Genomic DNA, 14122 nt, shown 5'->3' with positions numbered 1-14122 from the left:
GTCTACAAACAAAACACTCAAATCACGAGCAAGTAGTAATCTTTGCTATACGCGATCTTCCGCTACTGCTTAATATGACATCACGCCCATTACCACCTTCTGCAGGTGGTGTTGGACACAAGGTAATTGTTCCGGATTGAAATCCGCCGCTAGTGAGTTTGGGAATTCCTTGTCCATCATAGGAAATATAATTACTGACGTTGGAATTCCCGGAAAAACTATAGCCGGTTGGTAAAGCTGGCATCGTAGTAATGATTTGCTCGCCGCTACTGATACTCGCATTATTATCCACATCAACAAATACAACCCACCCTTGATTCCAATTACCCGAACTCGTACACGATAACCCATCCGAGCTCTTGCAGATTGCAACACGCAAATTACGCTTTATCGCTTCCGATCTGGCTAATGCCATGTGCGAGAATAGCGTATTGGCATAACTATTCAAACGAGTGCTAGCAGTAAATTGATTAAAAGATGGCACGCCTACAGTTAATAAAATAGACAATACCGACATTGCAACTAGCAATTCAATCAAAGTTACACCACGGTAACCTTGAAGTCTTTCTCGAGTATGCATTCTTTTTACCCTAGTCATTGCTAGACATTACTGTTGTAAATACCAATATGCTCGAGTCTTAAAACTAGAGGGGGTTGCAATAGCTTTTGGTGATGCTCCTTCCAGTGGAGAATCAGGACTCGAACCGATCACAAATGGCACTGTAATATTCTGTCCAGTGGTCGGATGTACCACAGTCACCAATCCAGCCACTGGAGACGGCGGCAATCCCCCCCCCGTTATTGGTACATATCGTGTTGCTCCAACAGCTGGTCTTCCATCCAAGAAGCCGAGATTGTATACACGAGCCATCCCTAAATTGGAACCACAGCTACTTATGTCTGTTGGAGTTGGTGTATGTGTACTGAAGGTAACAACACCAAGTACTGCAATCGCTGATGTAACAACTTGCTCTTTATCATGACTACCTGCGCCAAAAGGCATATACCACCCTTTTTGGGCATCCAATTGCGTCTCTGTCGGTAGTACCGTACTATCTGGATCTATCGCAAGTAATGAGGTCATACATGCAAACGCTTGTGACAGACAATTAGCCGTTTCAGATGACCACCAAGCAGCATCGGTTGGCTTATCTTTAATCATGAAAAATGCATTATCGACACCAATCGTGGTCGTATGACTCAGGAGTGGATGCTCACGATCACCCGAACCGATTAAAATAATATTGTAACTAGGTGTTACAACTACTTCCGGGGCAAACATGAATTTGCGATTGGCTACTCCTCCGGGACAATTGGTAGTACTGCATCCCAGTGATGCAATTTTCGTAATTGTCCAGTTGGCAGGTAATGCAGAACCTATGGTTATGCGATAAACATTCCCGCCTGTATCGGCTGCATACGCATATTCAGCCAGTCCGGTAACGGTATTGGGTACAACAGTTACGTCACCCACCACACTGCGGTCTGTTGAGAATGTCTTAAGTAATGCGCCACTATTTGCATCCAGTACAAAAATCTTATTCCCTTTGGGTGCTGTACAAGTGTTTAGATCACTTCCACTTGCCCCATCCTCACAGGTATCATAACCGCCACCTAAAATAAGCATAGGTAGAGAAGTTGATCCAGAAACATAACCGGATGATTTCAAATTAACGGCTGCCGACCAAGTTTGACCAATGCCACTAAAATCGGCCGAAGTACAACCTGTATCATCAGTCAAATTAGGGCAACCTTGGCGCCATTTCAAGCCAGGGTTGGTTGGAGTGCTAACATCAAAAGCATAAATCATACGCCCGCCACGCCGTTGAGTCGCATAAACCCAAACTGTACTACTATCTTTATAGGCTGTAACTCGCCCATCAAAGAAGTATGGTTTGGCTGTTGCATCACCTACACTGGGCAGCGTTAAGGCAGGACTGTTGTCATAAATACGCTTTAACCTTCCATAGTGCTCTGGTGCAACGAATGTCCACAATTCACTACCTGGTGTTAGAGTGCCAATATTACTTGATTGACTTCCATTAATTGCATGCAACATGCCGTCACTGGCCCCATAAAATACTACGACCCCAGTACTTCCACCATAATCAACAGCAACTGGTCTGGAATGTACAATATCACCATGTGCAGACGGTCTAGTTTCAGTAGTATTGCCGTTAATATTTTCGTCTTTAACATCCTGACCACGCACCCAATTAATAATACTTGTACGTTCAGTGCTATTAGTTGCGCCTAAAAGTGCTTGTGTTATTGAAGTATTAGCATCATCAAAACTGTTAAATCCAGTACAACTCGCTGGATTACAGGTTTTAACGACGCGTGATGAAGGATTGATTGACCGCACTCTATATGCAGCTGCACCTTTCTCTACAACTTCACCATCTGGAGTATTGGATAGCTCCGAATTGGCGATCGCCAAGCAAGATCCTTGTGGTGCAAAAGACCAATACGTATCAATACTTGCTGTAGTCGGTGTCCAGAAGCTACGGGCGCATTGCGTAATAAAACCGGTAGTATTATTAATTGCCAATACACCATCAGCATCTGCCAATTTTAATTCGATCTTATTATTCGTCAAACTTGGCTTAAACTGATATTGTTTGAGATTACCCACCCAGCGAGGGCTTGCCGTTGCATCTGGGCGAAACATACCGACGAAAATCTGGTTTAAATAGGTACCTTGTGTGTTAACACTGACAGGCAAGCTAGCTGAAGCAAAGACACTATCTTTTGCTTGTATTTCTGAAAATATATGATTTAACGCATCTGAAATTTGCACGCCACTATCGACTGAAGAATTTACCGCAAAATATTTTCCTTTACCCTGACCTGCCATGCTTTTTAACAATGCAGTAAATCCGGGACCTTGTCCTGTTGTTCCTGGATCCACGTCAATTGTGTATGTGATAATTTGCGGATTACTTGAATTCGCCATAAAGCGCGCCCATTCATCGCCAGAATTGGATTGCGAGCCACTCGGAGAAATTGTAATTTGTGATGTACTACCCCCTGCCGTAGATAATTTTGAATTAGAGGTAGAAGTGTCAGAACTATTATCCTGTACAGGGCCGTTACTGATATAAATAATAAAATTCTTCTGGCAACCTGAGCTTACCGGGCTTTCATAACCTGTATCACTCGATGACGATAATGCATTTCCACTTAATGCATAAATTGCATTGGATGCCGAAGTTCCAGAGACATTACCGGCATAGTCCCGTTTGGCCTTATTATGTCCCGCATATGCATTTGTACCGGCAAAATAATAGTAAGCCTCTGCCAAAGTTAGGCCTAGTTTACCGTTATTAGATTTATCATTTAATATGTGTAAGCTATTTACGAGACTCTGGTATATTGGCTTATTCGTTGAGTTCATCAGTCTAACTGCAGCACGTAGATATCCGCCATCTGGATTACTGTTTCCTGATCCCGTTTCACTAAACATCATTAAACCGACCCGAAACTTGTTAACGGCTAAGCCACTGAGGACAGTGGATAATGCATGGATTTCATTTGTGAATGCTGTATTCCAGTTAGCAGTATTGTCCAATACTATCAAAACATTAGGAACATCTGCCGAGCCGGATGGCGTAACGCCTGTAAATAAATCAATATCTTCAGCAATGGATACTGTGCTGATAATCGCTAGAAATGTGACAACTAGCAAATTTCTTCTAAGTATTGTTAACATAGCCCCACTCCCTTTCCGAAATTCTTATGTTGAGCACGAAGACAGCAGATATTCGCTCTGCGTCATTTCTTTAGCGATTCCCTGTTTAGCAACTACCGATGCCCCTGTCGCTCCATTCTGAGCAGCTGCTTCAATTTCCCACAATGTCAAATAATTGGATGAATTCGTTATCGTGGAGTTAACTCCACTCAGCGCAGCTACATTTGCTGGAGCCAAAGTAGCTTTTAAACAGAGGGGAGCCTTAAGGGTTACGACATAATCAGTTGTATCATCCTGATCAATATCGATATCAACGGTAGTTGGATAGTTCGCCGGGTCGATTGCCACAAAATTGATATTGATAGTTTGTTCAATAGCCATATTGGCTGCTGCAATGGCTTCATTCCTGAGTTGCATGTTACCAACTGCTTTTAGATTCCCGCCACTAAGCGAAAATGCAGATATCATCAGTAATGTAATGGCAACCAGCATAATGAGTCCAACTACCAAAGTAGCGCCGGTTTGTCGTGAAAACATAAATTCACTCCTCAAGGTTTCTCTCTACGACCTGATGGATTCACCAAGCGAACATAGCTTGTATAAACATGACGAATGTAGCCATCATTAAAAGGACCTAACGTTGTTGATCCAAGCCGATAGGTCTTATCTTCCACATAACCTGAAGAACTCTCCAGATTGCGTGCCAGCACATGCACTTGTACAGCCACTACGTTTGCCCAGTCCAATGCCGTGCAAGCAGAACAATCATCAAAAACATCTGCTCCACCATTTCCATCGGTATCGCGTCCGTATTCAAACTTAATACTTTGTATACCTTCGATAATTGGTTGGGCTGCCTGCAGCTTGACGACACCACCACTGAGATCAAAATCAGCGCGCATTAGTGTCGGTATTCCATCACTCGATGTCACCGAATAATTTCGCACATAAAAAATTGATATCATTAATTTTCTTCTATCAGCTGAGGTTATGCAGTCTCTTTTATAAACCACATCAGTAGAGGTACTCAATAATGGTGTAGTGGCTGCACTCGAAACATAATTAATATGGCTCGTATTCCCACACGATTGGGTTTGCAAATATAATTTACCCACTGAATAGTTTTCACATCCTGCTCCACCTGCAACACAAGTTGCAGCAGATCGGATCACTACTACATCAGAATCAGATTGCCGGTTTGTAATGATTGAGGAGCATTCAGAAGGTAGGGTTCCTCCAGCCACGTAACCTTGCACAGAAATTAAGTACATGTTGTTAATGTAAGCTGCATCCCAATCCGGAAAGGTCAAACACGGATTGGGAATTGCTGTTGGAGGTGTAATAGACGGTAATGGCGGCACATAGGTATCCCAATAACCTGCATGCCATAATTCTTGTTGTAATAACTGCAGAGTAAATCGACCATTCTCAACCTGTCGGTTCATTTTTGCTAATTCAGCATTACCTCTAGCTAGGTCTAAATATAGCGCCAGCACACCCGTCATGATCAATAATCCCAATGTAATTGAGATCATTAATTCAATCAGAGAAAAACCACTTTGCTTGTCGACTATCCCAAACTCAGGCTTATTTAATATTTCGCAATTTAAAGTGTTTACTCTCATGGCGATGCTAAATTAGCTATACGTACAATTGTGCTCACAGTACGTCGGCACAAATCATTTACACATTTTGTACCCGTCGCACTATCATAAAGTCCCATCCCACAGTTAGAAGAAGGTGCGGAAATCGGAGTCATCCCCTGCCACACTACGGTGATCATGAATTGATCGCCCGTTCCAAGGTCCTCTATACACCCACGCGCTCCGAGCATCGCGCCCACATTTGTCGATATCGATGATTGTTCAGCAGCGCCTTTTAACGCATTGCTCCATTGACAAGCATCATAACTCTGTCCATTACCCGAGCAAGATGTAGGTTGACTATCTCCCACTCCGAGTGGATTGGCTGTTGTCGTAACGTACGCTGCTGCATTTGCACGGTTAGTTGATATTCTGTTTGTCATATCTTCTAACAATATCAATGCCTGTGTCCGTTGGTATGATTCGAGCTCGGAAGACTGCAAACGAATTTGCAAACCAGCCAATCCCAACAACCCTACTGCTAGAATCACCACAGTAACAAGGGCTTCAATAAGTGAAACACCACGCATTGAAAAAACTAAAGTTGAATTGCACAAGATTTGCATTTCTTGTTTACCATTTATCTGCGGGAGTTTTGACACCCTCATTTGTAATCACCAGATTTCCATCACTTGCTTGTGAGCCACTCGGTGTAAATGTGAGAGTATATGAAGGCACGGTCCCAGTTCCGATTACAATTGCATAGCTGTACTTACTATTTACACTCGATGGCAGCGCATAACCACTTGCCTCCAAAGCTGTTTTGCTTGCGTAACTCCGGTTAGTCAACAAATACTGTTGTTGTCGATTTGCAATATCCAGCATTTCTGCCTGAGCTGCAGCACGATTCGCTCTTATCAGATATTGCGTGTATGCTGGGTAAGCAACTGTCGCCAAAATACCGACAATAGCAACTGTGATCATTAATTCAATCAATGTGAAGCCATACTGATTTGTTAAAACTTGTTTCTTTTTCATCCAAAAAATTCCCAAGTAATTTTCTTCTCTACCCGACCTTATCTCATGCACCTGAACGCCTTCAGGTTTAACGGTAATGACGTCGATTAACTTTAGCTTAACCTAGTACAATTCGATATCCTCAATGATTTATTGGAAAATTCAGAACTCACCGTAGATCCACCGACAATAGAACAGGAAAAATTAATCGTCATAACTGATCCCAGTTTCTATCAACATAAAACAAGCAGAATCCATAATGAAACAGGACATCATCGTCATCGGCGCGGGAATCATAGGGCTTGCAACAGCAGAGCACCTTTTAGTTCAAGGTTTCAAAGTTACGATTCTTGAGCGCAACAAAGCCGGGCAAGAATCATCCTGGGCAGGTGGCGGCATTTTGTCGCCGCTTTTTCCTTGGAGCTATTCCGATGCGGTTACAAGTCTTACCAGCTATAGTGCGTTGCAATTTCCGGAATGGGTTTCCGTATTGCGTGAAACTTCTGGAATTGACCCGGAGTACGAAATATCCGGTATGTTGACTTTGCCGCCCTATGATGAAGAAATTGCGCGACGGTGGTGTTCCATGCGAGGGATCAGACTAGAGCAGCGCACGGCTTGCGATATTCATTCAATCCATACCGTCACTACTGATCGGATGAAGAAAGCTCAGAATTGTGCTTTATTCCTGCCGGATGTTGCTCAAGTCCGTAACCCAAGACTTTTACGTGCATTGCGAAGCCGAGTTGAACTTTTGGGCGGAAAGATCGTTGAAAACTGTGCGGTCAATCATCTAAAAATAACAGGCCAGCACATACAGTCCGCTTCTACATTGTGTGGAGAATTTTCGGCCGGTAACTACATTGTGTGCGCAGGTGCTTGGAGTAAAGAAATTTTGGCAACTCATGCACTCAAATTGGATATCAAACCGATAAAAGGGCAAATGCTACTATTTAAATTTGATACGCCCCCTATACCAGCCATTATAGTGCAGAATGACTTGTATCTTATCCCACGCCGCGATGGTCATTTGCTCATTGGCAGTACCTTGGAAGATTCTGGATTTGACAAGCAAACGACAATAGCCGCGCGCGATTCTCTGCTTGAACAGGCTCAAATCATTCTGCCGGTCCTTGAGAAAATGCCCATCAAGCAGCACTGGTCAGGATTGCGTCCGGCTTCATTAGAGAATATTCCCATCATTGGACGGCATCCGGTCATTCGCAATCTTTTGATTAATAGCGGCCACTTCCGCTATGGTGTCACGATGGCGCCTGCCAGTGCGGAAATTCTGGTAAATGAAATGACTGGAGCAGCACAACCGTTCGATACCGCTCCTTACCAGGCGGGATGGGGTGCTAACTAAAAATATCAAGCTTTGGGCAATGGAAACACCACCGATTCCACCACGCCACTCAATTCTTCTATTGTCACATCTTCACCGATTTGTTCGGCTCCAATTTGCTTAAGCCGGGAAATCACTTGTTGCACCAGAATTTCCGGGGCAGAAGCTCCGGCCGTAATACCGATAATTTTCTTCCCGACAAACCACGCTTCTTGTAATTGCTCTGCGCGATCAACCATATACGATTCTACATTGGCATTCCGTGCGACTTCACATAGCCGGTTAGAATTTGAACTATTGGGAGAACCGACCACGATGACCAGATCGCATTGATTAACCATTTTCTTAACGGCATCCTGACGGTTCTGCGTGGCATAGCAAATATCATCCTTTTTAGGGCCGGTAATCATTGGGAAACGTTTCTTTAAAGCATCCACAATACGTGCAGCATCGTCGACCGACAGTGTCGTCTGCGTCACATACGCCAAATTCGTTTCGTCCTTAACTTTTAAGGTATCAACATCCGCTTCGGTTTCTACCAGATACATCCCTTTATCGTCACCTTCAATCTGCCCCATCGTGCCTTCAACTTCCGGGTGCCCTTGGTGGCCGATCATGATAATTTCCTTGCCTTCCTTGCGCATTTTGGCTACTTCCACATGCACTTTGGTAACCAGCGGGCAAGTTGCGTCAAATACCTTCAGTTTCCGATCCGCCGCCTCACGCCGTACCGCGTGCGATACACCGTGCGCACTGAAAATCAGAATGCTGTCTTGCGGCACTTCATCCAGATTCTCAACAAATACGGCGCCTTTCTTCTCAAGGTTTTCGACCACAAAACGATTGTGAACGACTTCATGGCGCACATAAATCGGCGCTCCGTGCATCGTTAATGCGCGTTCCACAATTTCTATCGCACGGTCAACACCGGCACAAAAACCCCTCGGGTTCGAAAGTAGTACTTTGATCATCTATTTATCCTCCAACAATGGATAGCTTGCCTATACTCATTCTCTGATACAAACATCAGGCATTAAAATTTTGGCGCTATTATTTTTACGCTGCTTGATAGCGTCCCGCCAGTGCGGCACGATTTTCCCCGGAAATCCTGACTACCCGGTCAACACAAGGAAGATTGCTAACTTCCTCAGCCGACAACACTTTGGCATTACCAATCCGGTAGATTTCTGCCAGCGTTTATCCGGTACCCGCTTCAGTATGAATACGTGTCGATATTCCCAGGAAGTTGGCCAAGTGTGCCATCAACTGTTTGTATCCCGCACTATCAGTGCTACGGTATTGGGAGCAAGGATTAGAATCATAAAATAATTTCAATAAGATAACGCCAGCTCCCGGTCTACCATAAAACCGGCCCACGATTCTAACCGAAAAAACCGCCGCTTACCACGATTCCGGCAAATGTTCATACCGTCATGTTTTTCACAATGCCGTTTGCTGCACAGCATGAATACATCCGCTGATTTTTCTATTTTAATCTTGTCGAATTATACCTGAGACAATTTGTCGCATAGCCATACAGAATAATTTAAGCTAATGTTACAAGTTTCCCAGGCAATTAAAGCTGCGTCATCCTAAATGTTCACTGATCTCAGTCAATCGCCCCTCAGTAAAAATTTGCAACGTTTGTTTCTGTTACGGAACATCGCCATTGCCGCACAGTGCCTGACCTTTGCTTTAGTGTACTGGACCATCGATATCGTCATTCCCTGGACGCAAATGATCACCGTGGTCACGTTGCTCGCCGTGTTAAATCTACTGACATGGATCCGCTTGCATCGCAATTGGCCGGTATCCCACCTGGAATTCTTTTTACAACTCCAGATCGATGTTCTGGCACTCAGCACATTGCTGTATTTCAGCGGCGGTTCAACCAATCCATTTATTTCATTATTTCTGTTACCGATGACGATAGCCGCGGCCACGCTGCCGTGGCGTTACACCTGGACCATGGCGATCATCACAATCACCTGCTACACCTTGTTGCTGTTCAATTACGTGCCATTACCGCACGACCATAACAAGCATCTGATTGAATTTGCATTGCATGTATCAGGGATGTGGCTGGCTTTTGTGCTAAGTACCGTCATCATTGCCTGGTTCGTCGTGAAAATGAGCTCATCCATCCGCGAACGGGATCAGGATCTCGCCAAGGCGCGAGAGCATGCATTGCGCAATGAGCAAATCATCGCGCTGGGCACTTTAGCTGCCGGTGCTGCGCATGAACTCGGCACACCCCTCTCGACCATGGCCGTCGTCGCGGGAGAATTACAGCAGGAATACACGCAGGATGCTGAATTCCAGAATAACATCCATATTCTTCGCGATCAGATCGCGCACTGCAAGCAAACTTTAACGCAGCTATTGGCGAAAGCAGGCCAGGCCAGAGCCGAACATGGCAGCGAATTACCCGTTGACGTCTTTCTTAATCAGATTCTCGATAAATGGAAGCTGATACGCCCTTCGGTTAAGTTCACTTATCAAAGCACAGGTGATCTGCCAGCTCCCAAGATCATGGACAATCAATTATTAAGCCAATCGCTGTTAAATCTGCTGAATAACGCAGCGGATGCATCGTCCGAATGCATTGAAATTAAAAGTCATTGGGACAGTAATCTGGAGCTTAAACTGGAAATTAACGATGACGGCAAAGGTTTATCTGCGGAAGTAATGCAGCGCGCCGGCGAAGCTTTCTTTTCCACCAAGGCGCCGGGGCAAGGCTTTGGCATTGGCTTGTTCCTCGCCAATGCCAATATTGAGCGCTTTGGCGGCAGTGTCCGCTTGTTTAATCTCGAAGGTGGCGGAGCCTGCACACAGGTTGTTTTACCGCTAATAGGATGAATAGCATGATTGAATCTTTATTGACGGATAATAGCGAATACCCGAGTTTACTGATCGTCGACGACGATGAAGTTTTTTGCGATGTACTGTCCAAAGCGCTCACAAAGCGAGGCTTTAGCATCACCTGCGCGCACACGATCGATGATGCGCTGAATCTGGCTGAAACATCCACACCGGAATATGCGATTGTCGATCTGAAATTATCCAGTGAATCGGGCTTAGTATTGGTTGAGAAATTGAGAAACCTGGATCCGGGCACCCGAATCGTCATGTTGACAGGGTATGCCAGCATCGCCACTGCGGTAGAAGCGATCAAACTGGGCGCCACACATTATCTCGCCAAGCCGGTCGACGCGGATGAAATCATGGCGGCTTTTGAACGCACGGTCGGGGAAGCGAATATTCCGATCAGCGCGCATCCTTTATCCGTAGGCCGGCTGGAATGGGAATACATTCAACGCATCCTCACCGAAAACGACAACAATATCTCGGTCACCGCCAGAATATTAAACATGCATCGCCGTACATTGCAGCGTAAGCTCGCCAAACGGCCGCTGCGTGAATGACAAGTCTTATAGAAACCCCGCAATTATCCGGATATCCTGGCCGATCATGCGTACATCCTGAATCGTAAGCTTTTTCTTTTGTTCAAGATTGGTCAGTTCGGGTAATGCAATCATACCTTGCGCATCGTCACCGATTAAGTGCGGAGCAAAATAAATAATTAATTCATCCACTAATCCGGCCTCAACCAAAGCGCCATTGAGCCCGCTACCGGCTTCCACCAGCACTTCATTGATTCCGGACTCAGCCAGCACCGTCATCATTAGTGGTAGATCAACCGCGCCTTTGTCGTCCGGTAACGCAATAACCCTGGCATTCATCTGACTCAGCGCAGCTTCTTTTTCCGGATTCTCTGCATAGGCGGTGAAAATGAATGTTTCTTCCCGGTCTTGCAGCAAGCGAGCCTCCAAAGGTATCGCCAAATGGCTATCGACCACGACTTTCCTGGGTTGACGATCTGTTTTGATATACCGGACGGACAACTGCGGATCATCGGATTTTACAGTGCCGATACCCGTCATGATAGCACACGAACGAGCCCGCCACCGGTGGCCATCGCGCCGTGCCGCTTCACCGGTAATCCACTGGCTGACACCATTATTTAATGCAGTCTTACCATCCAGGCTCGCGGCTGTTTTTAAACGCACCCAAGGCTTCTTTCGCGTCATGCGGGAAACAAAGCCGGCATTCAATGCATGCGCCTCGGCTTGCAACAATCCCGTCTGCACGATAACTCCGGCCTGTTGCAATAACGCCTGCCCACGCCCGGACACCAACGGATTGGGGTCTTCCATTGCCATAACGACCCGTGCGATGCCTGCTGCAATCAACGCATTGGCACAAGGCGGCGTCCGGCCGTGATGGCTGCAAGGCTCCAACGTTACATAGGCGGTCGCGCCACGGGCCGCTGCTCCCGCATCAACCAAGGCATTAATTTCCGCATGCGGCTGCCCGGCTTTTTCATGCCAGCCGCTGCCCGCAATCTGCCCGTTGCGCGCAATCACACAACCGACACGCGGATTGGGTGTGGAGCTATACAACCCTCGCTCGGCTAAGCGCAAGGCATGCGACATGAAGGCATAATCTGCGGCAGAAAAGATCGGCACTTTTATTGCTGTGGAGTAATGGGCTGTGCTGGCAATAGAAGGTCCAGAGCCATTCTATTGATTCAGGATACTTTCTTGGATGACAACGGCTGATGCGGTTTTTGCACTTCTTTGATTGCATCGCGAAAGTCATCCACATCCTGGAAACTTTTATAAACCGATGCAAAGCGGATATAGGCAACTTTATCGAGCTTATACAGCTCTTCCATCACGCTTTCACCGATGCTGCGCGAGGAAACTTCGCGTTCCCCCATGGCTAAAAACTTTTGCACAATGCGATCGATCGCAGCGTCGACATAACTGGTAGGAACCGGGCGTTTATGCAACGCCCGCTTAAACCCCGTCAGTAATTTATTGCGGTCAAATTCCGTCCGGCTGCCATCGTGCTTAACCACTTGCGGCAAACGAAGCTCGACGGTTTCGTATGTGGTGAAACGCTTATCGCAGGCAGGGCAGCGGCGGCGGCGGCGAATCTTTTGACCATCCTCGCTGACCCTGGAATCGATGACATTGGTGTCATCGGCATTACAAAAAGGACATTTCATACGCAGTTAAACCCGCATTAACAACCTGAACAGACGATTATTCACTTCCATCCAGGTTAATGAGGCTTATCCATAAACCGGAAATTTTGCGCACAATTTTTTTGCTTCAGTAGCCACACGTGACAAAACCGCCGCATCTTCCGGCGCCGCCAACACATCGGCGATCAGATTAGCCAATTGTTCCGCTTCCAGTTCTTTAAAACCTCTCGTGGTTATGGCCGGTGAACCGACACGAATACCGCTGGTCACGAAAGGTTTCTGTGGATCGTTAGGGATAGCGTTTTTATTAACCGTGATATGCGCATGCTCCAACGATGCTTCCGCTTGCTTCCCGGTCAGATTCATCGCCCGCAGATCAACCAAGAACATATGACAATCGGTTTGTCCGGATACGATACGCAAACCGCGATTGGTCAGCACTTTCGCCATGACTCGCGCATTCTCGATCACCTGCTCTTGATAATCCTTGAATTCCTTGCTGGCCGCTTCCTTAAATGCCACTGCTTTGGCAGCAATCACATGCATCAAGGGACCACCTTGAGTTTGCGGAAAAATAGCGGAATTCAGTGCTTTCTCATGCTCCGGCTTGGCCATGATAATGCCGCCACGCGGACCGCGCAGGGTTTTATGCGTGGTACTCGTCACGAAATCCGCGATACCAACGGGATTAGGATAAAAACCGGCAGCAACCAGTCCAGCATAATGCGCCATATCGACGAACAAGTAGGCGCCTACGGTATCAGCAATTTTGCGGAAACGCCCCCAATCAATGACTCGCGCGTATGAAGAAGCACCCGCAACGATCATTTTTGGTTTATGCTCATGAGCCAGCCGTTCAACTTCGTCATAATCCAGCAGCTCAGTATCCGGGTGCAAGCCATATGAAATCGAATTAAAAATCTTTCCACTCATGCTCACGCTGGAGCCGTGTGTCAAATGCCCTCCGTGCGCGAGCGACATGCCCAGCAGAGTATCGCCAGGCTTCAGCACGGATAAATAAACCGCCGCATTGGCTTGAGATCCTGAGTGCGGTTGCACATTGACATACTCAGCGCCGAAAAGCGCTTTTAAGCGATCAATCGCTAATTGCTCCACCTGATCCGCATACATACAACCGCCATAATAGCGTTTTGCAGGGTAACCTTCGGCATATTTATTGGTTAAAACAGAACCCTGCGCCTGCATGACTGCGGGGCTTGCATAATTTTCCGAAGCAATTAATTCGATATAGTCTTCTTGACGTTGCATCTCCCCTTTAATCGCCTGCCATAATTCCGGGTCGACATTTTCTATTGTGTGTTTCTGCGAAAACATGGTGATACCAATCCTTTGAAATTTTTTGGAACCGAGAAAATTTGTATATTACCACTACCTGCTGAAACGCTGATAGCTGATCTCATGGCAGCAGCACA

At 46.1% G+C, this 14122-nt stretch carries 13 protein-coding genes; 3 read left to right on the top strand and 10 right to left on the bottom strand.

The features are described 5' to 3' along the window. Positions 1-22: 22 nt before the first annotated feature. From R2103_RS00785 to R2103_RS00760, 6 genes are read right to left on the bottom strand one after another with little or no spacing between them, the layout of a single operon-like run. Complete coding sequence (locus tag R2103_RS00785) at positions 23-580, bottom strand: GspH/FimT family pseudopilin (protein ID WP_317529685.1); 558 nt, start codon at positions 578-580, stop codon at positions 23-25. Positions 581-607: 27 nt separating this feature from the next. Next, complete coding sequence (locus tag R2103_RS00780) at positions 608-3712, bottom strand: PilC/PilY family type IV pilus protein (RefSeq protein ID WP_317529684.1); 3105 nt, start codon at positions 3710-3712, stop codon at positions 608-610. Between the two features lie 24 nt (positions 3713-3736). Further along, on the bottom strand, positions 3737-4228 hold the full coding sequence (locus R2103_RS00775; protein ID WP_317529683.1) for a hypothetical protein: 492 nt from the start codon (positions 4226-4228) through the stop codon (positions 3737-3739). 11 nt (positions 4229-4239) lie between these two features. Continuing rightward, on the bottom strand, positions 4240-5316 hold the full coding sequence (locus R2103_RS00770; RefSeq protein WP_317529682.1) for a PilW family protein: 1077 nt from the start codon (positions 5314-5316) through the stop codon (positions 4240-4242). Further along, a complete protein-coding gene (pilV, locus tag R2103_RS00765; RefSeq protein ID WP_317529681.1) occupies positions 5313-5942 on the bottom strand; it encodes a type IV pilus modification protein PilV in 630 nt (209 codons plus the stop codon). The genes R2103_RS00770 and pilV overlap by 4 nt, the downstream gene beginning before the upstream one ends. Beyond that, positions 5908-6312, bottom strand: a complete 405-nt coding sequence (locus R2103_RS00760; RefSeq protein ID WP_317529680.1) for a type IV pilin protein — start codon at positions 6310-6312, stop codon at positions 5908-5910. Before R2103_RS00760 ends, pilV begins: the two co-directional genes overlap by 35 nt. A 238-nt stretch (positions 6313-6550) precedes the next feature. Here R2103_RS00760 and thiO point away from each other — a divergent pair, with 238 nt between their 5' ends. Beyond that, positions 6551-7657, top strand: coding sequence for a glycine oxidase ThiO (gene thiO / locus R2103_RS00755; protein WP_411172577.1), 1107 nt, complete (start codon positions 6551-6553; stop codon positions 7655-7657). Positions 7658-7662: 5 nt separating this feature from the next. Here the strand turns inward: thiO and ispH are convergent, their stop codons facing one another. Then, on the bottom strand, positions 7663-8607 hold the full coding sequence (gene ispH, locus R2103_RS00750) for a 4-hydroxy-3-methylbut-2-enyl diphosphate reductase (RefSeq protein ID WP_107802038.1): 945 nt from the start codon (positions 8605-8607) through the stop codon (positions 7663-7665). 625 nt (positions 8608-9232) lie between these two features. On the opposite strand from ispH, the gene R2103_RS00745 reads away from it, so the two are divergent. Beyond that, the gene (locus tag R2103_RS00745) at positions 9233-10495 is read left to right on the top strand and encodes an ATP-binding protein (protein ID WP_132425167.1); all 1263 of its coding nucleotides are present in this window, start codon (positions 9233-9235) and stop codon (positions 10493-10495) included. 5 nt (positions 10496-10500) lie between these two features. Further along, a complete protein-coding gene (locus R2103_RS00740; protein WP_317529679.1) occupies positions 10501-11061 on the top strand; it encodes a response regulator transcription factor in 561 nt (186 codons plus the stop codon). Positions 11062-11067: 6 nt separating this feature from the next. Here R2103_RS00740 and ribD read toward each other — a convergent pair whose 3' ends face one another. The 3 genes from ribD to glyA form a co-directional block, all read right to left on the bottom strand. After that, the gene (gene ribD, locus R2103_RS00735) at positions 11068-12159 is read right to left on the bottom strand and encodes a bifunctional diaminohydroxyphosphoribosylaminopyrimidine deaminase/5-amino-6-(5-phosphoribosylamino)uracil reductase RibD (RefSeq protein ID WP_317532034.1); all 1092 of its coding nucleotides are present in this window, start codon (positions 12157-12159) and stop codon (positions 11068-11070) included. 68 nt (positions 12160-12227) lie between these two features. Next, positions 12228-12710, bottom strand: coding sequence for a transcriptional regulator NrdR (gene nrdR, locus R2103_RS00730; protein WP_317529678.1), 483 nt, complete (start codon positions 12708-12710; stop codon positions 12228-12230). A 66-nt stretch (positions 12711-12776) separates the two neighbouring features. Next, the gene (gene glyA, locus R2103_RS00725; RefSeq protein WP_317529677.1) at positions 12777-14024 is read right to left on the bottom strand and encodes a serine hydroxymethyltransferase; all 1248 of its coding nucleotides are present in this window, start codon (positions 14022-14024) and stop codon (positions 12777-12779) included. Positions 14025-14122: the final 98 nt, after the last annotated feature.

The organism is Nitrosomonas sp. Is24 (genome assembly GCF_033063335.1).
Taxonomy (GTDB): Bacteria; Pseudomonadota; Gammaproteobacteria; order Burkholderiales; family Nitrosomonadaceae; genus Nitrosomonas.
This window is presented reverse-complemented; position numbering and strand designations above follow the sequence as displayed.

Excerpts from the sequence above, each read along its gene's own strand:
- R2103_RS00785 (WP_317529685.1), bottom strand. The coding sequence starts at position 580 with ATGCATACTCGAGAAAGACTTCAAGGTTACCGTGGTGTAACTTTGATT.
- R2103_RS00780 (WP_317529684.1), bottom strand. The coding sequence starts at position 3,712 with ATGTTAACAATACTTAGAAGAAATTTGCTAGTTGTCACATTTCTAGCG.
- R2103_RS00775 (WP_317529683.1), bottom strand. The coding sequence starts at position 4,228 with ATGTTTTCACGACAAACCGGCGCTACTTTGGTAGTTGGACTCATTATG.
- R2103_RS00770 (WP_317529682.1), bottom strand. The coding sequence starts at position 5,316 with ATGAGAGTAAACACTTTAAATTGCGAAATATTAAATAAGCCTGAGTTT.
- pilV (WP_317529681.1), bottom strand. The coding sequence starts at position 5,942 with ATGAGGGTGTCAAAACTCCCGCAGATAAATGGTAAACAAGAAATGCAA.
- R2103_RS00760 (WP_317529680.1), bottom strand. The coding sequence starts at position 6,312 with ATGAAAAAGAAACAAGTTTTAACAAATCAGTATGGCTTCACATTGATT.
- thiO (WP_411172577.1), top strand. The coding sequence starts at position 6,551 with ATGAAACAGGACATCATCGTCATCGGCGCGGGAATCATAGGGCTTGCA.
- ispH (WP_107802038.1), bottom strand. The coding sequence starts at position 8,607 with ATGATCAAAGTACTACTTTCGAACCCGAGGGGTTTTTGTGCCGGTGTT.
- R2103_RS00745 (WP_132425167.1), top strand. The coding sequence starts at position 9,233 with ATGTTCACTGATCTCAGTCAATCGCCCCTCAGTAAAAATTTGCAACGT.
- R2103_RS00740 (WP_317529679.1), top strand. The coding sequence starts at position 10,501 with ATGATTGAATCTTTATTGACGGATAATAGCGAATACCCGAGTTTACTG.
- nrdR (WP_317529678.1), bottom strand. The coding sequence starts at position 12,710 with ATGAAATGTCCTTTTTGTAATGCCGATGACACCAATGTCATCGATTCC.
- glyA (WP_317529677.1), bottom strand. The coding sequence starts at position 14,024 with ATGTTTTCGCAGAAACACACAATAGAAAATGTCGACCCGGAATTATGG.